This window comes from Pseudomonas sp. P1_F1_2, from assembly GCF_056405815.1.
In genome coordinates, this window is the sequence record NZ_JBFUBK010000037.1 from 1 (window position 1) to 25,561 (window position 25,561).

Annotated in this window: 25 protein-coding genes and 1 tRNA gene; 14 read left to right on the plus strand and 12 right to left on the minus strand. The window is 59.0% G+C overall.

Annotated elements, in window-relative coordinates:
• Nucleotides 1-108: 108 nt before the first annotated feature.
• The 14 genes from ruvC to nadA all read left to right on the plus strand — a co-directional run bounded on the left by ruvC (nucleotide 109) and on the right by nadA (nucleotide 10,912).
• Nucleotides 109-633, plus strand: coding sequence for a crossover junction endodeoxyribonuclease RuvC (ruvC, locus tag AC1D2P_RS13200; protein WP_046032063.1), 525 nt, complete (start codon nucleotides 109-111; stop codon nucleotides 631-633).
• A 116-nt stretch (nucleotides 634-749) separates the two neighbouring features.
• Nucleotides 750-1,367, plus strand: coding sequence for a Holliday junction branch migration protein RuvA (gene ruvA / locus AC1D2P_RS13205; protein ID WP_109785070.1), 618 nt, complete (start codon nucleotides 750-752; stop codon nucleotides 1,365-1,367).
• Entirely contained in the window at nucleotides 1,368-2,429 is a 1,062-nt protein-coding gene (gene ruvB, locus AC1D2P_RS13210; RefSeq protein ID WP_008027785.1) for a Holliday junction branch migration DNA helicase RuvB, read from the plus strand. It abuts the gene before it with no gap.
• A gap of 127 nt (nucleotides 2,430-2,556) precedes the next feature.
• Nucleotides 2,557-3,024, plus strand: coding sequence for a tol-pal system-associated acyl-CoA thioesterase (gene ybgC / locus AC1D2P_RS13215; RefSeq protein ID WP_007945841.1), 468 nt, complete (start codon nucleotides 2,557-2,559; stop codon nucleotides 3,022-3,024).
• On the plus strand, nucleotides 3,014-3,709 hold the full coding sequence (gene tolQ / locus AC1D2P_RS13220; protein ID WP_008147369.1) for a protein TolQ: 696 nt from the start codon (nucleotides 3,014-3,016) through the stop codon (nucleotides 3,707-3,709). The genes ybgC and tolQ overlap by 11 nt, the downstream gene beginning before the upstream one ends.
• A gap of 23 nt (nucleotides 3,710-3,732) precedes the next feature.
• Nucleotides 3,733-4,185, plus strand: a complete 453-nt coding sequence (gene tolR, locus AC1D2P_RS13225) for a protein TolR (RefSeq protein WP_161807482.1) — start codon at nucleotides 3,733-3,735, stop codon at nucleotides 4,183-4,185.
• Nucleotides 4,185-5,264 carry a cell envelope integrity protein TolA gene (gene tolA, locus AC1D2P_RS13230; RefSeq protein ID WP_109785072.1) on the plus strand — a complete coding sequence of 360 codons (1,080 nt, stop codon included), beginning with the start codon at nucleotides 4,185-4,187 and terminating at the stop codon, nucleotides 5,262-5,264. Before tolR ends, tolA begins: the two co-directional genes overlap by 1 nt.
• A 17-nt stretch (nucleotides 5,265-5,281) precedes the next feature.
• Complete coding sequence (gene tolB / locus AC1D2P_RS13235) at nucleotides 5,282-6,562, plus strand: Tol-Pal system beta propeller repeat protein TolB (protein WP_263295831.1); 1,281 nt, start codon at nucleotides 5,282-5,284, stop codon at nucleotides 6,560-6,562.
• 52 nt (nucleotides 6,563-6,614) lie between these two features.
• Nucleotides 6,615-7,112: a peptidoglycan-associated lipoprotein Pal gene (pal, locus tag AC1D2P_RS13240; protein ID WP_003178634.1), complete on the plus strand. Its 498-nt coding sequence runs from the start codon at nucleotides 6,615-6,617 to the stop codon at nucleotides 7,110-7,112.
• 6 nt (nucleotides 7,113-7,118) lie between these two features.
• On the plus strand, nucleotides 7,119-7,958 hold the full coding sequence (ybgF, locus tag AC1D2P_RS13245; protein WP_477758446.1) for a tol-pal system protein YbgF: 840 nt from the start codon (nucleotides 7,119-7,121) through the stop codon (nucleotides 7,956-7,958).
• Between the two features lie 167 nt (nucleotides 7,959-8,125).
• A complete protein-coding gene (gene queE / locus AC1D2P_RS13250; RefSeq protein WP_258666968.1) occupies nucleotides 8,126-8,773 on the plus strand; it encodes a 7-carboxy-7-deazaguanine synthase QueE in 648 nt (215 codons plus the stop codon).
• 1 nt (nucleotide 8,774) lies between these two features.
• The gene (gene queC, locus AC1D2P_RS13255; protein ID WP_046032058.1) at nucleotides 8,775-9,467 is read left to right on the plus strand and encodes a 7-cyano-7-deazaguanine synthase QueC; all 693 of its coding nucleotides are present in this window, start codon (nucleotides 8,775-8,777) and stop codon (nucleotides 9,465-9,467) included.
• Between the two features lie 63 nt (nucleotides 9,468-9,530).
• Nucleotides 9,531-9,606, plus strand: a tRNA-Lys gene (locus AC1D2P_RS13260).
• A gap of 247 nt (nucleotides 9,607-9,853) precedes the next feature.
• A complete protein-coding gene (gene nadA / locus AC1D2P_RS13265) occupies nucleotides 9,854-10,912 on the plus strand; it encodes a quinolinate synthase NadA (RefSeq protein ID WP_046032056.1) in 1,059 nt (352 codons plus the stop codon).
• A 58-nt stretch (nucleotides 10,913-10,970) separates the two neighbouring features.
• Here nadA and AC1D2P_RS13270 read toward each other — a convergent pair whose 3' ends face one another.
• The 12 genes from AC1D2P_RS13270 to arcD all read right to left on the minus strand — a co-directional run bounded on the left by AC1D2P_RS13270 (nucleotide 10,971) and on the right by arcD (nucleotide 25,481).
• A complete protein-coding gene (locus AC1D2P_RS13270; RefSeq protein WP_109785075.1) occupies nucleotides 10,971-11,459 on the minus strand; it encodes an RDD family protein in 489 nt (162 codons plus the stop codon).
• A gap of 96 nt (nucleotides 11,460-11,555) precedes the next feature.
• Nucleotides 11,556-11,768 (minus strand): cold-shock protein, encoded by a 213-nt coding sequence (locus tag AC1D2P_RS13275; protein ID WP_007934683.1) that lies wholly within the window; start codon nucleotides 11,766-11,768, stop codon nucleotides 11,556-11,558.
• Nucleotides 11,769-12,172: 404 nt separating this feature from the next.
• On the minus strand, nucleotides 12,173-13,297 hold the full coding sequence (gene gcvT / locus AC1D2P_RS13280) for a glycine cleavage system aminomethyltransferase GcvT (RefSeq protein WP_077432198.1): 1,125 nt from the start codon (nucleotides 13,295-13,297) through the stop codon (nucleotides 12,173-12,175).
• Between the two features lie 38 nt (nucleotides 13,298-13,335).
• Nucleotides 13,336-14,712 carry an L-serine ammonia-lyase gene (locus tag AC1D2P_RS13285; protein ID WP_109785076.1) on the minus strand — a complete coding sequence of 459 codons (1,377 nt, stop codon included), beginning with the start codon at nucleotides 14,710-14,712 and terminating at the stop codon, nucleotides 13,336-13,338.
• 183 nt (nucleotides 14,713-14,895) lie between these two features.
• Nucleotides 14,896-17,748: an aminomethyl-transferring glycine dehydrogenase gene (gcvP, locus tag AC1D2P_RS13290; protein ID WP_046032053.1), complete on the minus strand. Its 2,853-nt coding sequence runs from the start codon at nucleotides 17,746-17,748 to the stop codon at nucleotides 14,896-14,898.
• A gap of 11 nt (nucleotides 17,749-17,759) precedes the next feature.
• Entirely contained in the window at nucleotides 17,760-18,143 is a 384-nt protein-coding gene (gene gcvH, locus AC1D2P_RS13295) for a glycine cleavage system protein GcvH (protein ID WP_046032052.1), read from the minus strand.
• A gap of 378 nt (nucleotides 18,144-18,521) precedes the next feature.
• Nucleotides 18,522-20,030: a sigma-54-dependent transcriptional regulator gene (locus AC1D2P_RS13300; RefSeq protein ID WP_046032051.1), complete on the minus strand. Its 1,509-nt coding sequence runs from the start codon at nucleotides 20,028-20,030 to the stop codon at nucleotides 18,522-18,524.
• Nucleotides 20,031-20,171: 141 nt separating this feature from the next.
• Complete coding sequence (locus tag AC1D2P_RS13305; RefSeq protein ID WP_109785077.1) at nucleotides 20,172-20,534, minus strand: DUF5064 family protein; 363 nt, start codon at nucleotides 20,532-20,534, stop codon at nucleotides 20,172-20,174.
• Between the two features lie 12 nt (nucleotides 20,535-20,546).
• Nucleotides 20,547-21,476 carry a carbamate kinase gene (gene arcC, locus AC1D2P_RS13310; protein WP_046032049.1) on the minus strand — a complete coding sequence of 310 codons (930 nt, stop codon included), beginning with the start codon at nucleotides 21,474-21,476 and terminating at the stop codon, nucleotides 20,547-20,549.
• Between the two features lie 194 nt (nucleotides 21,477-21,670).
• Nucleotides 21,671-22,681 carry an ornithine carbamoyltransferase gene (locus AC1D2P_RS13315; protein WP_046032048.1) on the minus strand — a complete coding sequence of 337 codons (1,011 nt, stop codon included), beginning with the start codon at nucleotides 22,679-22,681 and terminating at the stop codon, nucleotides 21,671-21,673.
• An 80-nt stretch (nucleotides 22,682-22,761) separates the two neighbouring features.
• A complete protein-coding gene (gene arcA, locus AC1D2P_RS13320) occupies nucleotides 22,762-24,018 on the minus strand; it encodes an arginine deiminase (protein WP_077431380.1) in 1,257 nt (418 codons plus the stop codon).
• A 35-nt stretch (nucleotides 24,019-24,053) separates the two neighbouring features.
• Complete coding sequence (gene arcD / locus AC1D2P_RS13325; protein ID WP_077431381.1) at nucleotides 24,054-25,481, minus strand: arginine-ornithine antiporter; 1,428 nt, start codon at nucleotides 25,479-25,481, stop codon at nucleotides 24,054-24,056.
• Nucleotides 25,482-25,561: the final 80 nt, after the last annotated feature.

Consider the following 25,561-nt stretch of genomic DNA (forward strand, 5'->3'; position numbering starts at 1 on the left):
ACCTCGGTGTATCAGACAGACCGAGGTGATGCCATCGCAGGCAAGCCAGCTCCCACAATTGTTATTCGCTGAATTGAATATCGTGCTTTCACTGAACCCGCAGGCGTTATGACTTTAATCCTTGGTATCGACCCCGGTTCGCGCATCACCGGTTATGGCGTGGTACGCGATACCGGCCGTGGCTGCGTTTATGTGGCATCGGGTTGCATTCGAACCGGCTCTGGCGAATTGCACGAGCGTCTGCAAATCGTCTATCGGGGCGTGCGGGAAGTCATTCAGACCTATGGTCCTGTGACCATGGGTATCGAAAAGGTCTTTATGGCACGCAACGCAGACTCCGCGCTGAAGCTGGGTCAGGCCCGGGGTGCGGCGATTGTGGCGGGTGCCGAAGAAAACCTGGAAATAGCCGAGTACACCGCAACCCAGGTCAAACAAGCCGTGACCGGCACCGGTGCGGCGAATAAAGAACAAGTGCAGATGATGGTCATGCACATGCTGAAACTGACCAGCAAGCCGCAAATCGATGCGTCGGATGCCCTGGCCATCGCCATTTGCCATGCGCATACCCGGTCCAGTCTGTTACCCCATGGCCTTGGCGCGGCACGCAGTCGTGGCGGGCGCTTGCGTCTCTGATAGCATCAGCAATCATTTTTTGCGGAATGAGGTTTTTCGTGTCTGTGTCGTCGACGCGACCCCTCGCTCTGTCGGTCGCCAGGCATTGATCTGGCCAACGCTCAAGGATCTGAAACGTGATTGGACGCTTGCGCGGCACACTGGCTGAAAAACAGCCGCCGCACCTGATTCTGGATGTAAACGGTCTGGGGTATGAGTTGGAGGTGCCCATGACCACGTTGTATCGCTTGCCGTCGGTCGGTGAACCGCTGACCTTGCACACCCACTTGGTCGTACGCGAAGACGCGCAGTTACTCTATGGTTTCGCCAGCAAGCGAGAGCGAGACTTTTTTCGCGAGTTGATCCGTCTCAATGGTGTCGGGCCAAAATTGGCGCTGGCGTTGATGTCGAGTCTGGAAGTCGATGAGCTGGTCCGTTGCGTGCAGTCCCAGGACACCTCGGCGCTGACCAAGGTGCCGGGCGTGGGCAAGAAGACGGCCGAACGTTTGCTGGTGGAACTCAAGGACCGCTTCAAGGCCTGGGAAACCGTGCCGACGATGTTCGCGCTGGTGCCAAACCAGCCTGGCGGGCCAGACGCCCCGGCACCGGTGGCTACCGCCGAAAACGACGCGGTSAGCGCGCTGATTTCCCTGGGCTACAAACCGCAGGAGGCCAGCAAGGCGATTTCTGCGATCAAGGAGAAAGGCTTGAGCAGTGAAGACCTGATTCGTCGTGCCCTGAAGGGAATGATTTAAGTGATTGAAGCCGATCGTCTGATTGCCGCCACCCCCGGTCCTCGTGACCGCGAGGAAGTCCAGGACCGGGCGATTCGTCCTGTCAGCCTGGCCGAATACATCGGCCAGCCGACTGTTCGCGAGCAAATGGAGTTGTTCATCCAGGCCGCGCGTGGGCGCAACGAGTCTCTGGACCACACGCTGATTTTCGGTCCGCCCGGTTTGGGCAAGACCACGCTGGCGAACATCATCGCCCAGGAAATGGGCGTGTCGATCAAGAGCACGTCAGGGCCGGTCCTCGAGCGTCCGGGTGACCTGGCCGCGTTGTTGACCAATCTTGAACCCCATGACGTGCTGTTCATCGACGAGATCCATCGCCTGTCGCCGATTGTCGAAGAAGTGCTGTACCCGGCCATGGAGGATTTCCAGCTCGACATCATGATCGGCGAAGGCCCGGCCGCGCGTTCGATCAAGCTTGATTTGCCGCCGTTCACCCTGGTGGGCGCAACAACGCGTGCCGGTATGCTGACCAACCCGCTGCGCGATCGCTTCGGCATCGTCCAGCGCCTGGAGTTCTACAGCACCGCGGACCTGGCAACGATTGTCAGCCGTTCGGCGAACATACTGGGCTTGCCGCTGGACCCGGAGGGTGCGTTTGAAATCGCCCGGCGTGCTCGCGGTACGCCACGTATTGCCAATCGCCTGCTGCGCCGAGTGCGCGATTTCGCCGAAGTTCGTGCCAAGGGGCACATTACCAAGCCGATCGCTGATCTCGCCTTGAATCTGCTGGATGTCGACGAGCGTGGCTTCGATCATCAGGACCGGCGCCTGCTGCTGACCATGATCGAGAAGTTCGACGGTGGGCCGGTCGGGGTGGATAGCCTGGCCGCCGCCATCAGCGAAGAACGCCACACCATCGAAGATGTGCTGGAGCCGTATCTGATCCAGCAGGGCTACATCATGCGCACCCCTCGGGGGCGAGTTGTCACCCGGCATGCGTATTTGCACTTCGGTTTAAATATTCCGTCACGATTGGGTGAAATGCCCGTGGTAGACGAGTTCCTGGATGCCGTTGACGATTAATATCCTTTGCGCGCTGATATATTCGGCTTTTGTGCGGTCCCAGGACCGTACTTTTGCCGCAAAGCCGCAGATCAATGAAAAACAGTTGCCTGGCCGGATTGGCAACCTGAGGAGTAAGCACTAGAGTATGCGCGCGCAAAACGGGCTTGAGCCGTTCGTACATCGTTGTCGCGTTTATTACGAGGACACCGATGCGGGCGGCATCGTGTATTACGTCAATTACCTCAAGTTTATGGAACGGGCTCGAACCGAGCGGCTCCGGGATCTGGGCTTTGCCCAATCGGCGCTGGCAGGGGAGGACCTGTTGTTTGTCGTGCATTCCAGCGAAGCGCGTTACCACGCGCCGGCGCGACTGGACGACGAGCTTCTGGTAAGCGCTGAAGTAATCGAATTGAACCGTGTCAGCCTGCGCTTCAAGCAGCAGGTCAGGCGGGCTACGGATAATGTGCTGCTCTGCGAAGGGCAGTTTTTGGTGGCCTGTGTGCGCACTGAAAGTTTGAAACCCCGGGCCATTCCCGAAGCTCTACGAGCGGCCTTTGCCGACGTGAGCGGCGCGGGTACACACTCAAAGCAGGAGATAAAGCGTGGAAGCTAACGTCGTCGACCATTCCTCCATGTGGAGCCTGGTCAGCAATGCCAGTATCGTGGTGCAACTGGTAATGCTGATCCTGGTAGCCGCATCGGTCACCTCATGGATCATGATCTTTCAGCGCAGCAATCTGCTGCGCGCCGGTCGACGTGCCCTGGAGAGCTTTGAAGAGCGCTTCTGGTCGGGTATCGACCTGTCCAAACTCTACCGCCAGGCCGGCAGCAACCCTGATCCGGATTCGGGCGTCGAGCAGATCTTCCGGGCCGGCTTCAAGGAATTCTCCCGTCTGCGCCAGCAGCCAGGTGTCGATCCGGAAGCGGTCATGGAAGGCGTGGCCCGTGCCATGCGCGTTGCCATTTCCCGCGAAGAAGAGAAGCTCGAGCAGAGCCTGCCGTTCCTCGCCACCGTAGGTTCCGTCAGCCCGTACATCGGTCTGTTTGGTACGGTCTGGGGCATCATGAACTCCTTCCGTGGTCTGGCCACTGCCCAACAAGCGACCCTGGCCACTGTGGCGCCAGGTATTGCCGAGGCACTGATTGCAACTGCGATCGGCTTGTTCGCCGCCATCCCGGCCGTTATCGCTTACAACCGTTTTGCTGCTCGCAGTGAAACCCTGCTGGGCCGTTACTACACCTTCGCCGATGAATTCCAGGCGATCCTGCACCGCAAAGTGCACACCAGCGAAGAATAAGCAGGTAATTTCCAATGGCTTTAATCGCTCGAGCTCGCAAAAAGCGCAAGCCGGTTGCCGAGATGAACGTGGTGCCTTACATCGACGTGATGTTGGTGCTGCTGGTCATCTTCATGGTGACCGCGCCGATGCTCAATCAGGGCGTGAAAGTTGATCTGCCCAAGGTTTCCAGCGAAGCCTTGCCGCAGGACAACAACACCCAGGTCCTGACCATTTCGATCAAGGCTGACAAGACCTACTACTGGAACCTTGGCAGCGAAGTCGACACCGAAAAGCAGCAGGACAAGGCCATGACCTTGCCGCAGATGACTGACGCGGTGACCAAGATCATTCGTGCCGGCACTGAAGGCGGCAAGCGCACTCAGGTGTTCATCCGCGGCGACAAGACCGTCGACTACGGTTCGGTCATGGGCGCCATGGGCGGGTTGCAGAAAGCCGGGGTCGGTAATGTTGGCTTGATTACCGAGGCGCCCTGATGCAGCAACAACGAGAGCCAACAGCCTCGGAAAGCTACTTCTGGCCTAGTGTCTGGGCGATTGGCTTGCACGTGCTGGTGTTCGGCATGCTGTTTGTCAGCTTTGCCTTCACGCCTGAGTTGCCGCCGGCCAAGCCAATTGTCCAGGCGACGCTGTACCAGCTGAAATCGAAAAGTCGGGCGACCACCCAGACCAATCAGAAGATTGCGGGTGAGGCGCAGAAATCTGCTGCGCGCCAGACCGAAGTCGAACAGCTGGAGCAGAAGAAGGTCGAGCAGGAAGCGGTGAAGGCTGCGGAACAAAAGAAAGAAGAGGCGGCTCAAAAGGCCGAGGAAGCCAAGAAGGCTGACGAGTCGAAGAAAGCGGATGAGGCGAAAAAGGCTGATGAAGCCAAGAAAGCCGATGAAGCGAAGAAGACCGCCGAAGCCAAAAAGGCCGAAGAGAAACAATTGGCTGATATAGCCAAGAAGAAAGCCGAAGAAGAAGCCAAGAAAGCCGCTGAAGAAGAGGCCAAGAAAGAGGCCGCTGAAGAAGCGAAGAAGAAAATCGTCGAAGACGCGAAGAAGAAAGCCGCCGAAGACGCCAAGAAGAAAGCTGAAGCTGAAGAGGCGAAGAAGAAAGTCGCCGAAGATGCGAAGAAGAAAGCTGCTGCCGATGCTGCGAAGAAGAAATCGCAGGATGCAGCACGTAAATCCGCCGAAGACAAAAAGGCTCAGGCCCTGGCAGATTTGCTTTCCGACACGCCGCAGCGCCAGCAGGCCTTGGCGGATGAACAGGGTGACGAAGTCGCCGGCAGTTTCGATGATTTGATTCGTGTTCGTGCGGCGGAAGGCTGGGCTCGTCCACCTTCGGCGCGCAAAGGTATGACAGTCGTGCTGCAAATCGGCATGTTGCCGGATGGTACGGTGACTTCGGCCAGCGTGGCCAAGTCCAGTGGTGACGGTCCGTTTGATGCGTCTGCTGTAGCGGCAGTGAAGAATATTGGACGTTTGACAGAAATGCAGGGAATGAAGCCGAGCGATTTTGCTCCGTATCGTTCATTCAAGATGACATTCACGCCTGAGGATTTAGCCCCGTGAGAAACCTTCTACGAGGAATGCTTGTCGCTATCTGCTGTCTGGCAGGGATGGCGATGGCGGATGAGAAAAACATTCTGGTCACCAGCGGCAGTGATCGGGCTACCCCGATTGCAGTCGTGCCGTTTGCGTTCCAGGGCGGCGCTGTGCTGCCGGACGACATGGCCGAAATCATCGGTAACGACCTGCGCAACTCGGGTTACTACTCGCCGATTCCAAAGCAGAACATGATCAGCTTGCCGAGCCAGGCCAGCGAAATCATTTTCCGTGACTGGAAGGCGGTGGGTGCCCAATACATCATGGTCGGCAGTATCGTTCCAGCGGGCGGTCGCCTGCAGGTTCAATACGCACTGTTCAACGTTGCCACCGAGCAGCAAGTACTGACCGGCAGCGTGTCGGGCAGTACAGATCAGTTGCGCGACATGGCGCACTACATCTCCGACCAGTCGTTTGAAAAACTCACCGGTATCAAAGGTGCGTTCTCGACTCGCCTGCTGTACGTGACGGCCGAGCGTTTCTCCGAGAAGAACACGCGTTACACGCTGCAACGTTCGGACTATGACGGTGCCCGTGCCGTGACCCTGCTGCAATCGCGCGAGCCAATCCTGTCGCCGCGTTTTGCGCCGGATGGCAAGCGCATCGCCTATGTGTCGTTCGAGCAGAAGCGTCCGCGCATTTTCATGCAGAACATCGACACCGGTCGCCGTGAGCAGATCACCAACTTCGAAGGCCTGAATGGCGCGCCAGCCTGGTCGCCGGACGGCAATCGCCTGGCGTTCGTGCTGTCCAAAGACGGCAACCCGGACATCTATGTGATGAACCTGGGTTCGCGTCAGATCTCTCGTGTCACCAACGGTCCCGGCATCAACACCGAACCGTTCTGGGGTAAGGATGGCTCGACCATCTACTTCACCTCCGACCGTGGCGGCAAGCCGCAGATCTACAAAACCAGCGTCGGTGGTGGCGGTGCGGAGCGTGTGACCTTCGTGGGTAACTACAACGCCAACCCTAAACTGTCGGCTGATGAAAAGACCCTGGTGATGATCCACCGCCAGGATGGTTTCACCAATTTCAAGGTGGCGGCCCAGGATTTGCAGCGAGGTAGTGTAAAGATCCTCACTGATAGCACTCTGGACGAGTCGCCTACTGTTGCGCCCAACGGCACCATGGTAATCTACGCCACCCGCCAGCAGGGCCGGGGAGTCTTGATGCTCGTGTCCATTAATGGACGCGTAAGGCTCCCGCTTCCTACCGCTCAAGGCGAAGTCAGAGAACCTTCCTGGTCCCCTTACCTGAACTGACGCGGCGCTACACGTTGTACTTAACACATTGGGGTTCATTAGGAGTTTCACGATGGAAATGCTGAAGTTTGGTAAATTTGCTGCGCTGGCTCTGGCCATGGCTGTAGCTGTAGGTTGCTCGTCCAAAGGCGGCGACAACGCCGGTGAAGGCGCAGTAGATCCAAACGCTGGTTATGGCGCAAACACTGGTGCCGTTGACGGTTCCCTGAGCGAAGAAGCTGCTCTGCGCGCTATCACTACTTTCTACTTCGAATACGACAGCTCGGACCTGAAGCCAGAAGCCATGCGCGCTCTGGACGTTCACGCCAAAGACCTGAAAGCAAACGGCGCTCGCGTTGTTCTGGAAGGCAACACCGACGAACGTGGTACTCGTGAGTACAACATGGCACTGGGCGAGCGTCGTGCGAAAGCCGTTCAACGCTACCTGGTACTGCAAGGTGTTTCCCCAGCTCAGCTGGAACTGGTTTCCTACGGCGAAGAGCGTCCAGTTGCTACCGGCAACGACGAGCAGTCCTGGGCTCAAAACCGTCGCGTCGAACTGCGTAAGTAATTCGTCATGCGAACGTGCCGTCGTGCTGTAACTGTCTTGGCTCTCAGTCTCGCACCGCTTGCGGTGTTGGCTGCGGTTCCTGTGGTCGATAACAACTCCGGTTATAACAATAGCGGGAGCAGTTATCCGCCTGCAGGTTACGGTACGAACGGCGCCTATGCCGGGGGAGGGGTTTCGGCCCCTGTCTCGGCACAGGGCGAGCTGTTCAACCAACTGCAACAAATGCAGCAACAGATCGAGCGCCAGCAAGGCGCGATTGAAGTTCTGCAAAATGATGTGGCGCGCATGAAGCAAGAGAACCTGGAGCGATATCAGGATCTTGATCGGCGCATTGGAACCGGTGCTGCACCTGCCGCGACTTCTGAGAATTCTTCCACCAGTGGTGATTTGAACGCCCCTGGTGCTGCCGTCGGCGCAAGTGCTGGAGCCGCTGCCGCTCAAGCACCTGCCGCGGGTAGCGAGCCGGCTGATCCGGCGAAGGAAAAGCTGTATTACGACGCAGCCTTCGACTTGATCAAAGCCAAGGATTTCGACAAGGCCAGCCAGGCTTTTGCCGCATTCCTGCGCAAATACCCGAACAGCCAATACGCGGGCAATGCCCAGTACTGGCTGGGCGAAGTGAACCTGGCCAAAGGCGATCTGCAAGGTGCAGGTCAAGCGTTTGCCAAGGTTTCACAGTTGTACCCAAAGCACGCCAAAGTGCCTGATTCGTTGTACAAGCTGGCTGATGTAGAACGCCGCCTCGGTCACACCGACAAGGTCAAAGGCATTCTGCAGCAGGTTGTGTCGCAGTATCCGGGCACTTCCGCCGCTCAGCTGGCCCAGCGTGATCTGCAAAAAATGTAAGGGCTGCTTGACCCGTTTCGAAGAAACCCGCGCTTGTCGCGGGTTTTTTCGTTAGAATTCACGCCCTTTTTATGAAACACGCTTTTTGGGATCTGCGCGGTGGCGGGGTTCCTTGAAGTGCCTGACGGAGGCGGACAGCCTGTTTAGCTGTTATGCCCGTGGCGACTATGCAAGACACATTGAGAATCACCGAAGTTTTTTACTCGTTGCAGGGTGAAACGCGGACTGCCGGGCTGCCCACTGTATTTGTGCGCCTGACCGGTTGCCCATTGCGTTGCCAATACTGCGACAGCGCCTATGCCTTCACGGGTGGAACCATCCACCCGCTCGACGATATCCTCGAGCAAGTGGCTGGTTTTCGCCCGCGTTATGTGTGTGTCACCGGTGGTGAGCCACTGGCACAACCTAACGCCATCCCATTGCTCAAGCAGTTGTGCGACGCCGGTTACGAAGTGTCACTGGAAACCAGTGGTGCGCTCGACATCTCGGCAGTAGATTCTCGGGTCAGTCGCGTTGTCGACCTGAAAACCCCGGGTTCGAAGGAAGCACACCGCAACCGCTACGAAAATATCGAATTGCTCACGCCCAACGACCAAGTGAAGTTTGTCATCTGCTCGCGGGAAGACTACGACTGGGCTGTGTCCAAGCTGATCCAGTACGGTCTTGATCGGCGCGCCGGTGAAGTCCTGTTCTCGCCAAGCCACCATGACCTGAATGCTCGGGATCTGGCGGACTGGGTCGTGGCGGACAACCTGCCTGTGCGTTTGCAATTGCAGCTGCATAAATATCTTTGGAATGACGAGCCGGGGCGCTGAAATGACTGAACAATCGAACACTGCTGAAAAACGTGCGGTCATCCTGCTGTCCGGTGGCCTGGACTCGGCGACAGTCGTGGCCATGGCTCGCGCCGAAGGTTACAGCTGCTACACCATGAGCTTTGATTATGGTCAGCGGTCTCATGCCGAGTTGCATGCCGCTGCACGCGTCGCCCGAGACTTGGGTGTGGTCGAGCACAAGGTGATCGGTCTGAACCTGAACGGCATTGGCGGCTCGGCACTGACCGACAGCAGCATCGACATACCTGAAGAGCTCGGCGAAGGTATTCCGGTGACCTACGTACCGGCACGCAACACGGTGTTTCTGTCGCTGGCGTTGGGCTGGGCGGAAGTGCTGGGTGCGCGTGACATCTTTATTGGCGTCAATGCGGTGGATTACTCCGGTTACCCCGACTGCCGTCCCGAGTTCATCGAGTCGTTCGAGCGCATGGCCAATCTGGCGACCAAGGCCGGTGTCGAGGGCAATGGCTTCCGCATTCAGGCGCCGCTGCAGAACCTGAGCAAGGCACAGATCGTTGAGGCTGGCGTGAAGCTTGGCGTCAATTACGGGCTGACCGTTTCCTGCTATCAGGCCGACGATAACGGACGTGCGTGCGGTAAATGCGACAGCTGCCGACTGCGCGCAGAAGGCTTCGCGGCGGCCGGAATCAGCGACCCAACACCTTATTTTTGATTTATTTCAAATTAGGTGTTGAATAGTCCTTAAAAATCAGTATTATACGCGCCACCACACRGCGGGTCGTTAGCTCAGTTGGTAGAGCAGTTGGCTTTTAACCAATTGGTCGTAGGTTCGAATCCCACACGACCCACCATTTTTGTAGCAGTTTTAAAAGTCTGGAAGGCCCACGCAAGTGAGGATTTCCGGATTTTTTTTTGCCCGCGATTTAAGGTCGGCCAGGTCAGAATCATCTTTTGCATCTGCGGGATATTCTGTAGCCTTGCCCAGCTTCAACGCTGTCCGTGCCTGATGAATACTCACTCTCCCGGCGGTACCCTGAAAGGGTCGGAGCCGGGTGTATACTCGACTTTCGCGCAAATGCGCCTGCAGGTCTTGCGAACATGACGCAGATTTCCGAACGCCTTTTGGTTCAGGCTCACCTCGATGCCAAGCAGCCCAAACCGCTGACTGCCGAGGAAGAGGCCTATTACCGTGCCGCCATCGCCGCCGAGCTCAAGGCTCAGAACGCGGTGCTGGTTGCCCACTTCTATTGCGATCCGGTCATTCAGGCATTGGCTGAAGAAACCGGTGGATGCGTCTCCGACTCGTTGGAGATGGCCCGCTTCGGCGCCGCACATCCGGCCAAAACCGTGGTGGTCGCCGGTGTGAAGTTCATGGGTGAAACCGCGAAAATCCTCACCCCTGAAAAACGTGTGCTGATGCCCACCCTCGAAGCGACGTGCTCGCTGGACCTGGGCTGCCCGGTAGACGAGTTTTCGGCGTTCTGTGATCAGCACCCGGAACGCACCGTCGTGGTGTACGCCAATACCTCGGCGGCAGTCAAAGCCCGGGCGGATTGGGTGGTGACCTCCAGTTGCGCACTGGAAATCGTCGAAAGCCTGATGGACAACGGCGAGACCATTATCTGGGGCCCGGATAAACACCTGGGCACCTACATTCAGCGCCAGACCGGTGCGGACATGCTGCTGTGGGACGGTGCTTGCATCGTTCACGAGGAGTTCAAGTCCAAGCAGCTTGAAGACATGAAGGCGCTGTACCCCGAAGCCGCGATTCTGGTGCACCCGGAGTCCCCGACCTCGGTGATCGAACTGGCGGATGCCGTCGGTTCTACCAGCCAGTTGATCGCGGCGGCGCAGAGCCTGCCAAACAAGACGTTGATCGTCGCCACCGACCGCGGCATTTTCTACAAAATGCAGCAGCTGTGCCCGGACAAGGTCTTCATCGAAGCGCCAACGGCCGGTAACGGTGCCGCGTGCCGCAGTTGCGCACACTGCCCGTGGATGGCAATGAACACGCTTGAGCGCCTGCTGAAGAGCTTGAAAGAGGGGGCGAATGAGATCTTTGTCGATCCTGCGCTGATTCCGCAGGCGATTCGCCCATTGAAGCGCATGCTCGACTTCACTCAGGCTGCGCGAATGAAGCTGGCGGGTAACGCCTGATTCGCTGGCCGCTAAAAAAACGCCCCGATTTGGTCGGGGCGTTTTTGCATCTGGCGGTCTACTTGGTTTTTTTCGGAATCTGTACGAGCTGAGTGTTGGAGTACATGTCATGCCAACTGCGTTTCTGCTTGTCGAACAGCGACCAGAAGAAACCCAGCCCCAGACATAGCCAGGACGCTATCGACACTACAAACCGCAACAGCGCCTGCCACAGGCTGATGGACGAGCCGTCGGCGTTCTGTACGCGGATGCACCACACCTGCATGCCCAGTGTCTGGCCAGACCAGGTCCAGAACTTGGCGAAAAAGCCGAACAGTACAAACAGCAACACCGTCGAGAGCAATGGATCGCCGTCCAGCGCGCCGGCTTCGGTCAGGGTGCGCATTTTTTCTTCGCCGAGGATGGCCATCTGGATCATCTTGTAAATGCCGCTGGTGACGATCAGCAGGGCGGTGCATAACAGGAAGTCATAGAACATCGCTGCCAGGCGACGACCCAGGGGGGCGGTGGGGAAGTCGCCCTGGGGGTTGAGCAGGTGTTTCGACATGGCAGCCTCTGGGCAGAAAAAAGAAGCCATTTTACGGATTTACGCGCACAAAAAAGCCCCTGATGTCAGCATCAGGGGCTTTTTCGTTACAGAAGATTAACCTTCTGCTTGAACCTCGTCAGCCTGCATGCCTTTCTGGCCTTGCACGGCAACGAAAGTCACTTTCTGGCCTTCTTTCAGGCTCTTGAAGCCGTTGCCCTGGATGGCGCGGAAATGTACGAACAGATCCGGACCGCTTTCAGGAGTGATAAAACCAAAACCTTTCTCGTCGTTAAACCACTTGACGGTACCGCTCTGACGTTGGGACATTTCTTATTTCCTTTGACGCAAAAATTAATGACAGTCTCCTTCTCATGAAAGAGTACTGGGGCTGGTTGCAGGAGAGTAAGAAGACGTCGAACGGGATGTAGCTAACTTGTAGGCTACTGCCCAGGTCACGATTCCAAGCGACCCATGCAAACACAGTGAACAAACTCTACGCCAACTATGGGAGAAAAAACAAGCCCCGTCAGAGGCCCGGTTTTGCTCAGGTTGAGCGCACTAGTCGATCCACTAGAGCCTTCTTATTCTATGTCGCTGCTCAATTGTTTTAGAACGTTATAAGCAGCGTTCATAAACGAAGCTTATTGGTAATGACATGCACTATTTTATGGCGGTTGCGTTACACATTAGTGCACTGTTAACGCAACCGCGTTACTTATAGAAACAGTCAATCAGCCGCGATAGTAGCGTTGTGCAACAAATGGCATTTTGCTTACAAGCAAAGGCACCTTTTTCCCACGGACAATCGCCCATACGGGTGTGTCGATGGCGATGTAGGCGCTGTCGAGGTAACCCATGGCCAAAGGACCTGCCAGGGTCGGGCCAAAACCGCCGCTGCATACGGCGCCGATGATGTCGCCAGCCTCGTTGACGATTTCCGCACCCTCACGCACAGGCGTGCGTTCCTGAGGCAGCAGGCCCACGCGCTTGCGGCTGACACCACCTTGTTGTTGCGCGAATACGGTTTCAGCGCCAGGGAAGCCGCCGGCCCGCGCACCATCGGCACGACGCGGCTTGGAGATGGCCCACAGCAGGCTTGCTTCGATCGGGGTGGTCTCGGTGTTCATGTCGTGGCCGTAGAGGCACAGGCCGGCCTCCAGGCGCAACGAGTCGCGCGCACCCAGGCCGATGGCAGCGACTTCTGGTTCGGCCAGGAGGGCGCGTGCCAGGGCTTCGGCATTGGCGGCCGGTACGGAGATTTCGAAGCCGTCTTCCCCGGTGTAGCCCGAACGGCTGACGAAGCAGTCCACGCCCAGCAATTTCACGCGGGTGAACTGCATGAAGGTCATCTTCGCCACTTCAGGGGCCAGGCGCGCGAGTACGGTGACTGCGGCCGGACCTTGCAGGGCCAGCAAGGCGCGTTCTTCGAACAGAGGCTCAATGGTGCATTGCTCGCCAATGTGTTTGCGCAGGTGCGCCAGGTCCTGATCCTTGCAGGCTGCGTTGACCACCAGGAACAATTCGTCGTTACCGAGGTTGGCGACCATCAGGTCGTCGAGAATGCCACCGGTTTCATTGGTGAACATCGCGTAGCGCTGCATGCCCACCGGCAGGTCGATGATGTCCACCGGCACCAGGGTTTCCAGGGCCTTGGCGGCATTGGCGCCGGTCAGGCGGATCTGGCCCATGTGCGAAACATCGAACAGCCCGGCTTGATCGCGGGTGTGCTGGTGTTCTTTCATTACGCCAAGCGGGTATTGCACTGGCATGTCATAGCCGGCGAACGGCACCATGCGCGCGCCGAGTTCGATGTGCAGGGCGTGCAACGGGGTTTTCAGCAATTGTTCGGTGGACATATTCAGCTCCTGAAAAAGTGTGCCAATGCGCGTGAGCATCAGCACTCGATAATGTTGACCGCCAAACCGCCACGGGCGGTTTCCTTGTATTTGCTTTTCATGTCGGCGCCAGTCTGGCGCATGGTGCGGATGACCTTGTCGAGGGAGACGAAGTGCTGACCGTCCCCACGCAGCGCCATGCGCACCGCATTGATGGCCTTCACCGAGCCCATGGCATTGCGCTCGATGCAWGGCACTTGCACCAGCCCGCCAATCGGGTCGCAAGTCAGGCCCAGGTTGTGTTCCATGCCGATTTCCGCCGCGTTTTCCACTTGCTGCACGGTCCCGCCAAGGACCTCGCACAAGGCGCCGGCGGCCATGGAACAGGCCACGCCGACCTCGCCCTGGCAACCGACTTCGGCGCCAGAGATCGAGGCGTTTTCTTTGTAGAGAATGCCTATGGCCGCCGCGGTCAGCAGAAAGCGCACGACCCCGTCTTCATTGGCCCCCGGGATAAAGCGCATGTAGTAATGCAAAACCGCTGGAATGATCCCGGCTGCGCCGTTAGTAGGCGCGGTCACGACGCGTCCGCCATTGGCGTTTTCTTCGTTGACCGCCAGGGCGTACAGATTGACCCAGTCCAGCACCGACAGCGGATCGCGCAATGACGATTCCGGGTTCTTGCACAATTGTCGATGCAGGGCGGCGGCGCGGCGCTTGACCTTCAAGCCGCCGGGCAGGATGCCTTCGTTGCGGCAACCGGCGTCGACGCAGTCCTGCATCACTTGCCAGATTTTCAACAGGCCGGCGCGGGTTTCCGCTTCCGGGCGCCAGGCGCTTTCGTTGGTCAGCATCACCTGGCTGATGGACAGGCCGTAGGTGGTGCAATGACTGAGCAAGTCCTTGGCACTTTTGAACGGGAAGGTCAGCGGCGTGGCGTCTTCGACGATGCGGTCGGCGCCGGCGGCGTCTTCATCGACCACAAAACCACCACCGACCGAGTAGTACTCGCGGCTGCGGATCTGTAGGCCCGCCGCGTCGAACGCGCGAAAGATCATGCCGTTGGGGTGATAGGCCAACGGTTTGCGAATCATCGCCAGGTGTTCTTTCTCGTTGAACGCAATGCTGTGTTCGCCGAGCAGGTTCAAGCGCCCGCTACCGCGAATTTCTTGCAAGCGCGCAGCAACGGTTTCGGTGTCCACGGTGTCCGGGTGTTCGCCTTCGAGGCCGAGCAACACAGCCTTGTCGCTGCCGTGGCCCTTGCCGGTGGCACCGAGCGAACCGTAGAGCTCGATTTTGACGCAGGTGGTGGCAGCCATCAGACCTTCACGGCGCAAACCTTCGGCGAAGCGTGCGGCGGCGCGCATCGGACCGACGGTGTGGGAGCTGGAGGGGCCGATGCCAATCTTGAACAGGTCGAACACGCTTAACGACATGGTTGTTCTCCGGTTTCTTGTTATAGGTGCAACGTGAGCCGTAGGAGCAAAGCTTGCTCGCGATGAACGATGGCGCGGTTCATCAGATAGACCGTGTAACGGCTATCGCGAGCAAGCTTTGCTCCCACAGGGATAAGCGGTGTTCTTGAACGCGGGGGCGAGTAAACCCGCCCCCTCATTCGTTTAAGCGTAGCTTTCGATCGACGGGCAGGCGCACACCAGGTTGCGATCGCCGAAGACGTTGTCGACGCGACCGACCGGTGGCCAGTATTTGCCTTCGATCAGCGAGGCAACTGGATACACCGCTTGCTCACGGCTGTACGGGTGGGTCCACTCGCCAACGATCTCTGCTGCGGTGTGCGGAGCGTTTTTCAGTGGGTTGTCGTCCTTGTCCAGCGTGCCGTTTTCCACCGCGCGGATTTCTTCGCGGATGCGGATCATGGCGTCGCAGAAACGGTCCAGTTCTTCCTTGGATTCGCTTTCGGTCGGCTCGATCATCAGCGTGCCAGCCACCGGGAACGACATGGTCGGCGCGTGGAAGCCGAAGTCGATCAGGCGCTTGGCGACGTCATCGACACTGATGCCGCTGCTGTCTTTCAACGGACGCAGGTCGAGGATGCATTCGTGCGCCACCAGGCCGTTGCTGCCGGTGTACAGCACTGGGTAGTGCTCTTCCAGGCGACGGGAGATGTAGTTGGCATTGAGGATCGCCAGCTGCGAAGCGCGCTTGAGGCCCGCACCACCCATCATCGAAATGTACATCCAGGTGATCGGCAGAATGCTCGCGCTGCCGAACGGTGCTGCGCAAACGGCGCCTTCCTTGCGTTCCATCTGGGCGTGGCCCGGCAGGAACGGCGTCAGGTGCGATTTCACGCCAATCGGGCCGACGCCCGGGCCGCCACCGCCGTGTGGAATGCAGAAGGTTTTGTGCAGGTTCAGGTGCGACACGTCGCCGCCGAACTTGCCCGGTGCGCAGAGGCCGACCATCGCGTTCATGTTGGCGCCGTCGATGTACACCTGGCCGCCGTTGTCATGAATGATGCCGCAGATCTCGCGGATGCCTTCTTCGAACACGCCGTGGGTCGACGGGTAGGTAATCATCAGCGCAGCGAGGTGTTCGCGGTGCTCGATGGCCTTGGCGCGCAGGTCTTCGATGTCGACGTTGCCGCGAGCATCGCAAGCGGTGACGACGACGCGCATGCCAGCCATGTTAGCGGTGGCCGGGTTGGTGCCGTGGGCGGACGACGGGATCAGGCAGATGTCGCGACGGTCTTCGCCACGGCTCTGGTGATAGGCGCGAATGGCCAGCAGACCGGCGTATTCACCTTGCGAACCGGCGTTCGGTTGCAGCGAGATCGAGTCGTAGCCAGTCGCGGCGCACAGCATCGCTTCCAGTTCGTCGGTCAGTTGCTGGTAGCCGGCGCTTTGTTCGGCCGGGGCGAACGGGTGCAGGGCACCGAATTCAGCCCAGGTCACCGGGATCATTTCGCTGGCGGCGTTGAGTTTCATGGTGCACGAACCCAGCGGGATCATGGTGCGGTCCAGTGCCAGGTCTTTGTCGGCCAGCTTGCGCAGGTAGCGCATCAGCTCGGTTTCCGAGTGGTAGCGGTTGAACACTGGGTGGCTGAGGATCGGCGATTGGCGCACCAGCGACGCAGGAATGGTGCTCTGCACTACGGCTGCGAGGGCGGCGAAGTCCGGCAGAGTCTTGCCGTCGGCGAAAATACTCCACAGGGTTTCGATGTCAGCCTGGGTGGTGGTTTCGTCGACCGACAGGCCCACACGCTGAGCATCGACCACGCGCAGGTTGATGCGCTGGGCGCGCGCCTGATCGTGCAGCTTGGCGGTATTGGCGCCGGTGTTCAGGGTCAGGGTGTCGAAGAAGCTGGCTTGTTCAACGGTCAGGCCCAGTGCGCTCAAGCCTTTGGCCAGAATCGCCGTCAGGTGATGCACGCGATTGGCGATCTGGGTCAGGCCTTTCGGGCCGTGGTACACGGCGTACATGCTGGCGATGTTGGCCAGCAGCACTTGCGCGGTGCAGATGTTCGAAGTGGCTTTCTCGCGACGGATGTGTTGCTCGCGGGTTTGCATGGCCAGGCGCAGGGCCGGCTTGCCGAAACGGTCCACGGAAACACCGACCAGACGGCCCGGCATGTCACGCTTGAACGCATCTTTGGTGGAAAAGTACGCCGCGTGCGGGCCGCCGAAGCCCAGCGGTACGCCGAAGCGTTGGGCGCTGCCGATGGCCACGTCGGCACCGAATTCGCCCGGTGCGGTCAGCACGGTCAGGGCCAGCAGGTCGGCCGCTACGGCGACCAGTGCGTTGGCCGCGTGGAAGCGTTCGGTCAGCGCGCGGTAATCGAACACGTCACCGTTGCTGGCCGGGTATTGCAGCAGCGCGCCGAAAAATGGCGTCACGTCGGTCAGTTCGAGTTCGTCACCGACGACAACCTCGATGCCCAACGGCTCGGCACGGGTGCGCAGCACGTCGAGGGTTTGCGGGTGGCAATGCACGGAAGCGAAGAATTGGTGGCTGCCCTTGTTCTTGCTCAGGCGTTTGCAGAAGGTCATGGCTTCGGCAGCGGCGGTGGCTTCGTCAAGCAGGGAAGCGTTGGCAATCGGCAGGCCGGTCAGGTCGCTGATCAGGGTCTGGAAGTTCAGCAGCGCTTCGAGACGGCCCTGGGAAATTTCTGGCTGGTACGGGGTGTAGGCGGTGTACCAGGCCGGGTTTTCCAGCAGGTTGCGCAGGATCGGCGATGGCGTGTGGGTGCCGTAGTAGCCCTGGCCGATGTAAGTCTTGAACAGCTGGTTTTTACCGGCGATGGCTTTGATCGACGCCAGGGCATCGGCTTCGCTCAGGCCGTCTTCCAGGCCCAGGACGCTGGTGCCTTTGATGCTGTCGGGAATGACGCTGGCGCTCAGGGCTTCCAGGGAGTCGAAACCGAGGCTGTTGAGCATGGCTTGCTCGTCACCGGCGCGAGGGCCGATATGGCGGGCGATGAATTCGTTGGCGGTGGTCAGATTCACTTGGGTCATGTCAGCGCTCCTCAGGCTTCGGCGTTGGCTTTGATCAGGCGGTCGTAGGCATCCTGATCGAGCAATTGGGCGACCGCCGAGGCGTCGCTTGGCTGGAAGCGGAAGAACCAGCCTTCGCCCAGCGGATCTTCGTTGACCAGTTCAGGGCTGCTGTCCAGCGCCGGGTTCACTTCCAGCACCTCGCCGTCCAGTGGCATGTACACGCCGCTGGCGGCTTTTACCGATTCCACGGTGGCGGCTTCGGCGCCTTTGTCATAGGACTGCAGCTCAGGCAGTTGTACAAAAACCACGTCGCCCAAGGCGTTCTGTGCGAAAGCGGTGATGCCGACAGTAACGCTGCCGTCAGCTTCGGTGCGCAGCCATTCGTGGTCTTCAGTAAAACGCAACTCGCTCATGTGAACTCCTAAGGGGGGCCAGACTCGTCTGGTGGACGCTATTGAATGCTTGGGCAAAGCCCTGGTTATGAGGACTACATAGCAAGAACACGGCCAATGTTGGTTTAGCCGTTATTTATCAATGATTTATGAAGTTTTGTGGATAGGCTGGATTTGTCCGTTGTAGCGAAATCGATACGGTCGGAGGCGAGGGAGAAAGCCGAGGTGGATCAAAGCCTTGCACAGCCGTGATCGGGGAGGGGTGTAGCGATATCGTTCCGCTGTAGCGCTTTCAGTACAGATGGAGGTCGTTTTTGAACATGGACCCTGTGGGAGCCGAGCAAGCTCGGCTCCCACAGGGGGCTGTGGTGTTTGGGGGATTGTGATCCCGCCACAAGCTCAGGGCTTGTTGGGTATCCCGTACTTGCGCAACCGATGGGCAATCGCCGTGTGGGAAGTTTGCAGGCGGCTGGCCAGTTGGCGGGTCGAGGGGTAGCTGATGTAGAGTTTTTCCAACAGGGTTTTTTCAAACGATTCCATGGCCTGTTCCAGGCTGTCGACTTCGCTGTCGTTCTGGCGCGCCACCGAGGTGCCGGCGATGTCGAGGTCGCCGATGTCGACCAGCGTGCTTTCGCAAATCGCCGCGGCACGGAAGATCACGTTCTGCAATTGCCGCACGTTGCCCGGCCAGCGATTGCCCAGCAACGCCGGGTAGGTGCCCGGTGCCAGGCGACAGACCGGGCGCTGGATTTGTGCACAGGCCTGCTGCATGAAATAGCGGGCGAGCAACAGAATGTCCTGGCCGCGTTCGCGCAGCGGCGGGACTTCAACGTTGAGCACATTGAGGCGATAGAACAGGTCTTCGCGAAAGCTGCCCTCGCTGACCATTTTTTCCAGGTCGCGGTGGGTGGCGCTGAGAATCCGCACATTGACCTTCACCTCGCGATCACCGCCAACGCGGCGAAAGCTGCCGTCATTGAGAAAACGCAGCAGTTTGGCCTGCAAGTACGGCGACATCTCGCCGATTTCATCCAGAAACACCGTGCCCTGGTTGGCCAGTTCCATCAGCCCCGGTTTGCCGCCCCGTTGCGCACCCGTGAAGGCGCCGGGGGCATAGCCGAACAGTTCGCTTTCGGCGAGGTTTTCTGGCAATGCCGCGCAGTTGAGCGCGAGGAATGGCGAACTGTGCCGAGCGCTGCTGGCGTGGCAGGCCCGTGCCACCAGTTCTTTGCCGGTGCCGGTTTCGCCCTGGATCAGCAGCGGCGCATCGAGGGCCGCGACCCGTTGTGCGCGCGCCTTGAGGGTGCGGATGACGGGTGACTCGCCCAGCAGCGCATCGAACCCTTCGGCATGGTCATGGTGCAGCGCCGAGAGGCGTTCACCGATGCGGTTGGGTTGATACAAGGTCAACAGGGCGCCCGCGTCGGTGATCGGCGTGGCGTCCAGCAGCAATGTCTGACCGTCGACGGTGATTTCCCGCAGCGGCAGGCGAAAGCCATGCTCAAGCAGGGCGTCGAGCAGTGCCGGGTCGGCAAACAGGTCGGCGATGCTTTCGCCCGCCGGTTCACGACCGTACAACGCGATCAAGGCCGGGTTGGCCAGCAACACTTTGCCGGCACTGTCCAGCGCCAGGACCGGGTCGGTCATGGCCGCGAGCAAGGCATCGAGTTGCAGGTGCCGGCGCTGGCCGGGAAGGATGTCGACCACCGTCACCGCTTGCACACCGCGCACGCTGAACAACGCATCGCGCAGCTCTTCGAGGACTTGCGGGCTCAGGGTCGGGGCATCGATGTAAACGTTGGGCGGCACCATCTCCACCGCATCCAGATTGAGGTTGCGCCCACCGAGCAGGGCCAGGACTTCCTGGGTAATACCGACGCGGTCGATGAAGCTGACGTGGATACGCATGGGGTGGTTCAGTGTTCTGAAGTGCGGAGGGTGGCAAGTATGCCTTGGCGCAGGGGATAAGGTGAAATTCGGTGCAGGATTTGCGGGCAACACAGAACCCCTGTGGGCGCGAGCAGGCTCGCTCCCACAGGGGTCAGTGGATTACTCGAAGTCTTTGATATCTACCGGGTCGCCGGATTTCATGTCCAACTGCTTGCGTATGTCTTCAAACATCAAGTCGTAATGTTTGTGTACCGAGCCGATCTGGCTATGGGTCTTTGGAATGCCGTACTTCTCGGCGATCGCTGTCACGTTTCTGGCGAAGTTGTAAGCCTCCTCCTTGGGCAGAAAGAAGGCCTCTTTCATGTCCTTCCCTTGCATGCTGCCATGCAGGGTGAACTGAATTCCTTTCACCCCTTTATCATTTTTGCTGACTTCATAGTCGAGCTTCACGTCGTAGCTGACATCGTCCTTGGTCAACGCGTGTCGCTCGATGTGTAAATGACCTGGCTCAAACAGTGCCATAGACGTTTCTCCCTACAAGTAAGTAATGCCAGGTTTCGCCGTGCTGATGCGCGTACCTGCCTTGCCCTGGACGATCGCTTCGATGTCCGAGAGTGAACCGATCACCGCGACCTTTCCAGTATGGCGTGCGAATTCACAGGCTGCCTGCACCTTGGGCCCCATGGAGCCGGCGGCGAAGCCAAGTTTTTCCATTTCATCCGGGTGAGCCTGGCCGATGGCTTTCTGGGTCGGCTTGCCGTAGTCGATGAACGCGGCGCTGACGTCGGTGGCGATCACCAGAATATCGGCTTCAAGCTGTTCGGCCAGCAGCGCCGAGCACAGGTCTTTATCGATCACCGCTTCGACACCTTCCAGTACGCCGGGTGAGGTGTACATGGTCGGTATGCCGCCACCGCCGGCGCAGATCACGATGCTGCCTTTTTCCAGCAGCCACTTGATCGGGCGGATCTCGAAAATGCGTTTTGGTTTGGGGCTGGCCACCACGCGACGGAATTTGTCGCCGTCCGGGGCAATCGCCCAGCCTTTTTCGGCGGCGAGTTTTTCCGCTTCGGCCTTGGCATATACCGGGCCGATCGGCTTGGTAGGGTTTTGAAAGGCCGGGTCTTTGGGGTCGACTTCAACCTGAGTGAGCAGGGTGGCGAAGGGCACTTCGAAGTCCAGCAGGTTGCCCAGTTCCTGTTCGATGATGTAGCCGATCATGCCTTCGGTTTCGGCACCGAGCACGTCCAGCGGGTAGGGGGAAACCGAGGTGTAGGCCGCGGCTTGCAGCGACAACAGGCCGACCTGCGGACCATTGCCGTGGGCGATTACCAGTTGGTTACCGGCATGGACCTTGGCAATTTGTTCGGTGGCGATCCGGATGTTGGCGCGCTGATTATCCGCGGTCATGGGTTCACCACGGCGGAGCAGGGCGTTACCGCCCAAAGCGACGACGATACGCATAATGGCAATCCTTCCAGAAAAACAGTGAGATGCGGTCATTGTGGGAGCCTGGCTTGCCAGCGATGCAGACGCCTCGGTGAATCAGTTACAACGAGGTGATGCCATCGTCGGAACGCCGCCTGGGGCAAGCCCGGCTCCCACAAAAGTCAGCTCCCACATTGACTGAGTCCAGTCAGTGGGAGCCGGGTGCGCCGTTAAAGGTCAGCCAAAGTCGACACCAGAATCGCCTTGATGGTGTGCATGCGGTTTTCCGCTTGCTCGAAGGCGATGCAGGCCGGCGACTCGAACACGTCATCGGTCACTTCGATGCCGTTCTTCAGGTTCGGGTACTGCTCGGCAATCTGCTTGCCGATTTTGGTATCACTGTTGTGGAAGGCCGGCAGGCAGTGCATGAACTTGGTGCGCGGGTTGCCGGTGGCTTTCATCAGTTCGGCGTTGACCTGGTACGGCAGCAGTTGCTGGATACGCTCGGCCCAGGCTTCAACGGGTTCGCCCATCGACACCCAGACGTCGGTGTGGATGAAGTCCACGCCTTTGACCGCGGCTTTCGGGTCTTCGGTCAGGGTGATGCGAGCACCGCTTTCTTCCGCATATTGCTTGCAGCGAGCCACCAGGTCGTCAAGCGGCCACAGGGCTTTTGGCGCGCAGATGCGCACGTCCATGCCCAGCTTGGCGCCGATCAGCAGCAGCGAGTTACCCATGTTGTTACGGGCGTCGCCGAGGTAGGCGTAGCTGATGTCGTGGATCGGCTTGTCGGCGTGTTCACGCATGGTCAGCACGTCGGCGATCATTTGCGTCGGGTGGTATTCATCGGTCAGGCCGTTGAACACGGGTACGCCGGCAAACTTGGCCAGTTCTTCGACGATTTCCTGCTTGAAGCCACGGTATTCAATGGCGTCGTACATGCGCCCCAATACGCGGGCGGTGTCTTTCATGCTTTCTTTGTGGCCGATCTGCGAGGAGTTCGGGTCGATGTAGGTGACGTTGGCGCCTTGGTCATAGGCCGCGACTTCGAACGCACAGCGGGTACGGGTCGAGGTTTTTTCGAAGATCAGCGCGATGTTGTTGCCTTTGAGGTGTTGCTGCTCGGTGCCGGTGTATTTGGCGCGCTTGAGGTCGCGGGACAGGTCGAGCAGGTAGCGCAATTCGCGAGGGGTGTGGTGTTCCAGGCTCAGCAAATTACGGTTGTGAATATTAAAAGCCATGATGGATCTCCTTTGGTGTCGGTTATCCCCTTGGTCGCGCATGCCCTGAGGTACAGGGCTGCGCCGGCCAAGGCTGAAGGTTAGTAGTCGATTGGGTCGCGAATGATCGGGCAGGTCATGCAGTGGCCGCCGCCACGCCCACGTCCCAGCTCGCCTGCGCTGATAGTGATGACTTCGATGCCCGCCTTGCGCAGCAAGGTGTTGGTGTAGGTGTTGCGGTCATAACCGATCACCACGCCTGGCTCCACAGCCACCACGTTGTTGCCGTCGTCCCACTGTTCGCGCTCGGCGGCGAAGCTGTTGCCGCCGGTTTCCACCACGCGCAACGCTTTCAGGTTGAGGGCCTTGGCCACGGTGTCGAGGAAGCTGGCGTCTTCGCGTCGGATGTCGATGCCACCCGGTTTTTTCTCATCCGGACGCAGGGTGAAGGCGACGATCTGATTGACGACTTCAGGGAAAACCGTGACCAGGTCGCGGTCACAGAAGCTGAACACGGTATCGAGGTGCATCGCTGCACGGGATTTCGGCAGACCGGCGACGATGACTTTTTCGACCGCTTTGTTTTTGAACAGGCTTTGCGCCAGCAGGCCAATGGCCTGGCGGGACGAGCGTTCGCCCATGCCGATCAGCACCACGCCGTTGCCGATTGGCATCACGTCGCCCCCCTCCAGGGTGGAGCTACCGTGTTCCTGGTCCGGGTCGCCGTACCAGACCTGGAAGTCGGCGTTGGTGAATTCCGGGTGGAATTTGTAGATGGCGGTGGCCAGCAGGGTTTCCTGGCGGCGTGCCGGCCAGTACATCGGGTTCAGGGTCACGCCACCGTAGATCCAGCAGGTGGTATCGCGAGTGAACTGGGTGTTGGGCAATGGCGGCAGAATGAAGCTTGAGTGGCCGAGGAAGTCGCGGAACATCTCGATGGCTTTGCCGCCGAAACTGGTCGGCAGGTCATCGGCGGAGACGCCGCCGATCAGGAATTCGGCGATCTTGCGCGGCTCCAGGCTGCGCAGCCACGAGCTGGTTTCATTGATCAGGCCCAAGCCCACCGAGTTGGCAGTGATCTTGCGCTCCAGAATCCAGTCGAGCGCTTCCGGGATTGCAACGATGTCGGTCAGCAGGTTGTGCATTTCCAGTACATCGATGTTGCGTTCGCGCATCTTGGTGACGAAGTCGAAATGGTCACGCTTGGCTTGGGCGACCCAAAGCACATCATCAAACAGCAGTTCGTCACAGTTGTTCGGGGTCAGCCGCTGGTGGGCCAGGCCTGGGGAGCAAACCATGACTTTGCGCAGTTTGCCGGCTTCGGAATGCACGCCGTACTTAACTTTTTCCGTGGTCATTACAGTGATCCTCCAGATGACAAATTATTCAGGTGTTACAGGGTCAGGAAGCCGGAATACAGCCCATAGGCCGCCACCACGGCGCCTATGATTACGGCTGCAAAAATCAGCTTCTCGACGTTGGTGAAAACAGGTTTGCCCAGTTCACGTTTGGCCTTGGCGAACAGGATTACGCCGGGCGCATAGAGCAGGGCGGACAGCAGCAGGTATTTGGTGCCGCCGGCGTAGACCAGCCAGACCGCGTAGATCACCGAGATGGCGCCGATCAACAGGTCCTTGGTGCGCTCGCCCGAGTCGTTTTCGTAAGTCTCGCCGCGCACCGCCAGCAGCAGCGCATAAGCCGCCGACCACAGATAAGGCACCAGAATCATCGACGTGGCGAGGTAGATCAGCGACAGGTAAGTACTGGCCGAAAACAGCGTGATGATCAGGAACAACTGCACCATCGCGTTGGTCAGCCACAGGGCGTTGACCGGCACATGGTTGGCGTTTTCCTTGCGCAGGAACTCCGGCATGGTGTGGTCCTTGGCCGCGGCGAACATGATCTCCGCACACAGCAGCACCCACGACAGCAACGCCCCCAGCAGCGAGATGATCAGGCCTACGCTGATCAGCACCGCGCCCCAGTGACCGACCACGTGCTCCAGCACGGCCGCCATCGACGGGTTCTGCAGCTTGGCCAGTTCCGGTTGAGTCATGATGCCCAGGGACAGCACGTTCACCAGCACCAGAAACAGCAGCACAGTGATGAAACCGATGACGGTGGCTTTACCTACATCGGTGCGTTTTTCTGCGCGGGCCGAGAAAATGCTCGCGCCCTCGATGCCGATGAACACCCAGACGGTGACCAGCATCATCTTGCGTACCTGGTTCATCACGCTGCCCAGGTCCGGGTTTTTCACGCCCCAAATGTCAGCGGTGAAGATGTCCAGTTTGAAGGCGAAAATCGCGATCAACACAAACAGCACCAGCGGCACGATTTTGGCGACCGTGGTTACCAGGTTGATGAACGCGGCTTCCTTGATCCCCCGCAACACGAGGAAATGCACGCCCCAGAGCAGCACCGATGCACCGATCACGGCAGCTACCGTGTTGCCTTCACCGAAAATCGGGAAGAAGTAACCCAGGGTGCTGAACAAGAGTACGAAGTACCCGACGTTGCCCAACCACGCACTGATCCAGTAACCCCAGGCGGAAGAGAAACCCATGTAGTCGCCGAAACCGGCCTTGGCGTAGGCGTATACCCCGCCGTCCAGATCAGGCTTTCGGTTGGCCAGGGTCTGGAAGACAAACGCCAGGGTCAGCATGCCAACGGCGGTGATGGCCCAGCCGATCAGTACGGCGCCAACGTCAGCACTGGCGGCCATGTTTTGTGGCAAGGAGAAGATCCCGCCACCAATCATTGAGCCGACAACCAGAGCAACCAACGCGCCAAGTTTCAGTTTTGCGGGGGATTCAGACATCGCATGACTCCAGTGCAGGAGAAGAGAGACAACAGAGTAGTTCTGTTAGCTGTTCGAACATCTGACTTAGATCAGTGCAT